This window comes from Variovorax sp. 20P10.2.4, assembly GCF_058244205.1.
In genome coordinates this window covers 1-4,750 of sequence record NZ_JBZAYE010000565.1, presented here as the reverse complement: position 1 = coordinate 4,750, position 4,750 = coordinate 1, and the positions used below count along the sequence as shown (strand labels likewise).

Annotated in this window: 6 protein-coding genes; 5 read left to right on the top strand and 1 reads right to left on the bottom strand. The window is 69.1% G+C overall.

Annotated elements, in window-relative coordinates; genetic code table 11:
- Together AC27VN_RS33075 and AC27VN_RS33070 are read left to right on the top strand one after the other, a co-directional pair.
- Nucleotides 1-731: N-acetylmuramoyl-L-alanine amidase (locus tag AC27VN_RS33075; RefSeq protein ID WP_490879306.1), on the top strand; the 731-nt coding region annotated here is incomplete at its 5' end.
- A 180-nt stretch (nt 732-911) separates the two neighbouring features.
- A complete protein-coding gene (locus AC27VN_RS33070; protein WP_057597702.1) occupies nt 912-1,196 on the top strand; it encodes a YMGG-like glycine zipper-containing protein in 285 nt (94 codons plus the stop codon).
- Nucleotides 1,197-1,277: 81 nt separating this feature from the next.
- Here AC27VN_RS33070 and AC27VN_RS33065 read toward each other — a convergent pair whose 3' ends face one another.
- Nucleotides 1,278-1,940, bottom strand: coding sequence for a DedA family protein (locus tag AC27VN_RS33065; protein ID WP_093354573.1), 663 nt, complete (start codon nt 1,938-1,940; stop codon nt 1,278-1,280).
- Between the two features lie 46 nt (nt 1,941-1,986).
- Between AC27VN_RS33065 and AC27VN_RS33060 the strand changes: the two genes are divergently transcribed.
- From AC27VN_RS33060 to AC27VN_RS33050, 3 genes are all read left to right on the top strand, one after another.
- Complete coding sequence (locus tag AC27VN_RS33060) at nt 1,987-2,484, top strand: GNAT family N-acetyltransferase (protein WP_296800391.1); 498 nt, start codon at nt 1,987-1,989, stop codon at nt 2,482-2,484.
- A 61-nt stretch (nt 2,485-2,545) separates the two neighbouring features.
- The gene (locus AC27VN_RS33055) at nt 2,546-3,760 is read left to right on the top strand and encodes a dienelactone hydrolase family protein (RefSeq protein ID WP_208513712.1); all 1,215 of its coding nucleotides are present in this window, start codon (nt 2,546-2,548) and stop codon (nt 3,758-3,760) included.
- 13 nt (nt 3,761-3,773) lie between these two features.
- A complete protein-coding gene (locus AC27VN_RS33050; protein ID WP_093354565.1) occupies nt 3,774-4,712 on the top strand; it encodes a LysR family transcriptional regulator in 939 nt (312 codons plus the stop codon).
- Nucleotides 4,713-4,750: the final 38 nt, after the last annotated feature.

The following is a 4,750-nucleotide window of genomic DNA, read 5'->3' as shown; positions in this document are numbered from 1 at the left end:
GCACCGACCGCATCATCATCGTCGCGCTCGATCCCGGCCATGGCGGCGAGGACCCCGGCGCCATCGGCCCGGCCGGCACGCGCGAAAAAGACATCGTGTTGCAGGTCGCGTTCCGCCTGCGCGACCGCATCAACGCCAGCAGCATCAACGGCAACCCGATGCGCGCCTTCCTCACGCGCGATGCGGACTTCTTCGTGCCGCTGGGCGTGCGCGTGCAGAAGGCGCGGCGCGTGCAGGCCGACCTGTTCGTGAGCATCCACGCCGATGCCTTCACCACGCCGGCCGCTCGCGGCGCCAGCGTGTTCGCGCTGAGCCAGAGCGGCGCCTCGAGCAGCGCCGCGCGCTGGCTCGCCAACAAGGAGAACGACGCCGACAAGGTCGGCGGCGTGAACGTCGGCAACCACGAGGCACAGGTGCAGCGCGCGCTGCTCGACATGAGCACCACCGCGCAGATCAACGACAGCCTCAAGCTCGGCGGCGCGATGCTCGGCGAGATCAAGGGCATCGGCGCGCGGCTGCACAAGGGCCAGGTCGAACAGGCCGGCTTCGCGGTGCTGAAGGCACCCGACATCCCGAGCGTGCTGGTCGAGACCGCCTTCATCAGCAACCCCGAGGAAGAAGCCAACCTGCGCCGCGTGCAGTACCAGGAAGACCTGGCCGATGCGCTGATGCGCGGCATCCAGCGCTATTTCGCGCAGAACCCGCCGCTGGCGCGCAGCCGGCAGCTCTGAGCGGTCTGCGGGCCCTGTTTTCAGAGGGCGGCGTGGGCAGCGCCGACCCCGCGCAGGCTCCCCTTCCCACGCTGCGGCCCGGCGCCCCGCACAGGCAGGCGCGGCGGGCTCCTACACAGGATGGAACGCCGTTTTGCAGAAGATCACTCCATCGATTTTTTAAACAGAAAGGTGGACATCATGAAAGCACGCATCTGGATTGCCGCTGCGGCGGCCACCTCCGTGATGGCGCTGGCAGGCTGCGCGTCGGGCCCGAACCAGAACCTGGGCACGGGCGTCGGCGCGGTCGGTGGCGCGCTGGTCGGCAATGCGATCGGCGGCAACACCGCCAGCACCGTGGGTGGTGCCGCCATCGGCGGGATCATCGGCAACCAGGTCGGCCGCAATGCCGACGAACGCAACTACTACAACCAGCAGCGCTACCCGCAGGGCAACTACTACCCGCGCAACGGCCCGAACTATTGATCGGCCGGGTGCTTGCCACCCGCACTGCCTGAACGAAAAGAGCGCCCCGCGGGGCGCTCTTTTTTTCGTGGGCGGACGGCCTCAGGCGCCCTGCTGCGCGCGCGCCTTCTCGGCCCGCGCCGCGCGCCAGGCGCCGAAGATCGCGAGCAGGCCCGGCACGAAGATCAGCGCCCAGATGATCTTGTCGAGATGCTGGCGCACCAGCGGCAGGTTGCCGAAGAAGTAGCCCGCGGTCGCGATGCCCAGCACCCACAGCAGCGCACCGCCGACGTTGAACATGCTGAACTTGGCGCGGCTCATCTCGGCCACGCCGGCCACGAAGGGCGCGAAGGTGCGGATGAAGGGCATGAAGCGCGCGAGCACGATGGTGATGCCGCCGTAGCGTTCGTAGAAGGCATGCGCCTGGTCGAAGGCCTTGCGGTTGAAGAAGCGAGAACTCTCCCACTGGAACACCTTGGGCCCGAAATAGCGGCCGATGCTGTAGTTGCACTGGTCGCCGAGGATGGCCGCGATCACCAGCAAGGTGCAGGCGATCGGAAAGCTCATCAGCCCCACGCCGCACAGCGCGCCCACGATGAACAGCAGCGAATCGCCGGGCAGGAAGGGCATCACCACCACCCCCGTCTCGACGAACACGATCAGGAACAGGAGCGCGTAGACCCAGGGGCCGTAGGCGATGACGAAGGCCTCGAGGTGCTTGTCGACATGCAGGATGAAGTCGACGAGAAAGCTGATGATTTCCATGGGGGCGGATTATCCTTGCAGCGTCCGCCCCCCGATCGAAGACCCCATGCTGCAACTGCGCCTCGCCGAAACCGCCGACTGGCCCGCGATCTGGTCGGTGCTCGAGCCCACCTTCCGCCGCGGCGACACCTACACCTTCGCGACCGACATTCCCGAGGACGAAGCGCACTCGCTGTGGCTCAACCCGCGCCTGGCCACCTACGTGGCCTGCGATGCGCAGGGCGCGGTGCTCGGCACCTACGTGCTCAAGGCCAACCAGCCGGGCCAGGGCGCGCACGTGGCCAACTGCGGCTACGTGGTGTCCGACGCGGCGCGCGGCCTGGGCGTCGCCTCGGCGATGTGCGAGCACTCGCAGCGCGAGGCCGTCGCACGCGGCTTCCTCGCGATGCAGTTCAACTTCGTGGTCTCGGCCAACGCGCCCGCAGTCCATCTCTGGCAGAAGCTGGGCTTCGCCATCGTCGGCACGCTGCCAGGGGCCTTCCGGCATCCGCGGCAGGGTTTCGTCGACGCCTTCGTCATGTACAAGCAGTTGCAGTCGGCCTGAGCCTTCGGGCCCGGGCGCGCGGCATGCAGCGCCACTCACCCACCCCCACTTGGAGACACCGATGACAGGTCAATACATCCAGCTCGCCGCCAAAGACGGCAGCGGCAGCTTCCGCGGCTACCTCGCCGTGCCGGCCTCGGGCCACGGGCCCGGCCTGGTGATCGCGCAGGAGATCTTCGGCGTGAACAAGACCATGCGCGACGTGGCCGACTACTACGCCGAAGAAGGCTACGTGGCGCTGGTGCCCGACCTGTTCTGGCGCCAGCAGCCCGACGTGGAACTGGGCTACAGCGAGGCCGACTGGCAGCAGGCCTTCAAGTTCTACGGCGGCTTCGACGAGGCCAAGGGCATGGAGGACATCCAGGCCGCGCTCGACGTGCTGCGCGACCGGCCCGAGGTGGTCGAGCGCCAGGCCGGCGTGCTGGGCTTCTGCCTCGGCGGCAAGCTGGCCTACCTCGCGGCCTGCCGCACCGATGCCGACGTGTCGGTGGGCTACTACGGCGTGGGCATCGACGCGGCGCTCGAGGAAGCGAAGAACATCCGCAAGCCACTGCTGCTGCACGTGGCCGAGCTCGACAAGTTCTGCCCGCCCGAGGCGCGCGAGCGCATCGTGCAGGCGCTCAAGGGCCATCCCAAGGTGGCGCTGCACGTCTATCCGGGCGTCGACCACGCCTTCGCGCGCGCGGGCGGCGACCACTTCCACAAGCCCTCGGCGCTGATGGCGCACGAGCGCAGCATCGCCGCGCTCAAGGCCGCGATCGGCCCGCACTACGACCTGTCGGCGCTGTGGGACAAGCACTGCGAGTACGAGTTCGGCACGCGCAACGTCGACGACACCATGTCGACCATGGTGGCCGAGCCCTACGTCAACCACATCCCGACCATGACCGGCGGCGTGGGCTACGGGAACCTGCACGCCTTCTATACGAACCACTTCGTCAACAGCAATCCGCCCGACACCGCGCTGACCTCGATCTCGCGCACCGTCGGCGCGACGCAGGTGGTCGACGAGCTGCTGTTCACCTTCACCCACACCACCGAGATCCCGTGGATGCTGCCGGGCGTGGCGCCCACGGGCCGGCGGGTGGAGGTGCCGCTGCTCGCGGTCATCAAGTTCCGCGGCGACAAGCTCTACCACGAGCACATCTACTGGGACCAGGCCAGCGTGCTGGTGCAGGTGGGGCTGCTCGATCCGAAGCTGCTGCCGGTGGCCGGCATCGAGACGGCGCGCAAGCTGCTCGACGAGACCCTGCCTTCGAACACGCTCATGCCCTGAGCGTACGCGCCGCATGAAGAAGATCGACCCGCGGCTGCTGCAGGCCTTCGTGGCCGTCGCGCGCGAGGGATCGGTGTCCAGGGGCGCGCAGCGCCTGTTCCTCACGCAGCCGGCGGTGAGCCTGCAGCTCAAGGAGCTCGGCGCGCTGGTCGAGCTCGAGCTGTTCCAGCGCACACCCACCGGCCTGCTGCTGACGCGCGACGGCGCGGCGCTGCTCAACCACGCGGAACACGCGCTCGAGGGCCTCAACGATTTCGCGATCGCCGCCGAGCGCATGAAGGGCGGCGTGCGCGGCGCACTGCGCATCGGCACCATCCTCGACCCCGAGTTCACGCGCCTGAGCGGCCTGCTCAAGGAGCTGGTGACGCTGGCGCCCGAGCTCGAGACCGAGCTGCACCACGGCACCAGCGGCGAAGTGCTCGCGAAGCTGCTGAACAAGGAGGTCGACGTCGGCTTCTACCTCGGCGATCCCGATGCGAGCGACCTGCCGCAGGCCAGCTCGGCCTCGCGCCGCAGCGAGGGCAAGGCCTTCCATTCGACCGTGCTCACGCGCTTCAGCTACCAGGTGATCGGCCCGCCGGGCTGGGGACCGCAGGTGATGGGCCGCGACTGGCCCGACCTGAGCTGCCTGCCCTGGGTGCTGGCACCGGCGACCTCCTCGCACTCGCGGCTGCTGGCGCCGGTGCTGCAGGCGCGCGGGCTGGTGCTGAAGAAGGCGGCGCAGGCCGACCAGGAGTCGTCGATGCTCGCGCTGGTGCGCGCGGGCGTGGGCATCTCGCTGGCGCGCGACGCGGTGGCGCTGCGCGCCAGCCAGCGCGACGGACTGGTGATCGCCGACCAGGTCGGCATCGAGAGCGACCTGCGCTTCGTCTGCCTCGCGGGCGCGCTGCGGCGCCCCGAGGTCGACTGCGCGATGCAGGCGCTCGCGCGCGCCTGGCGGCTGTCGCTCTGAACCGGCCTCAGGCGCGCGGCAGCGCGGAGCCTTCGAGC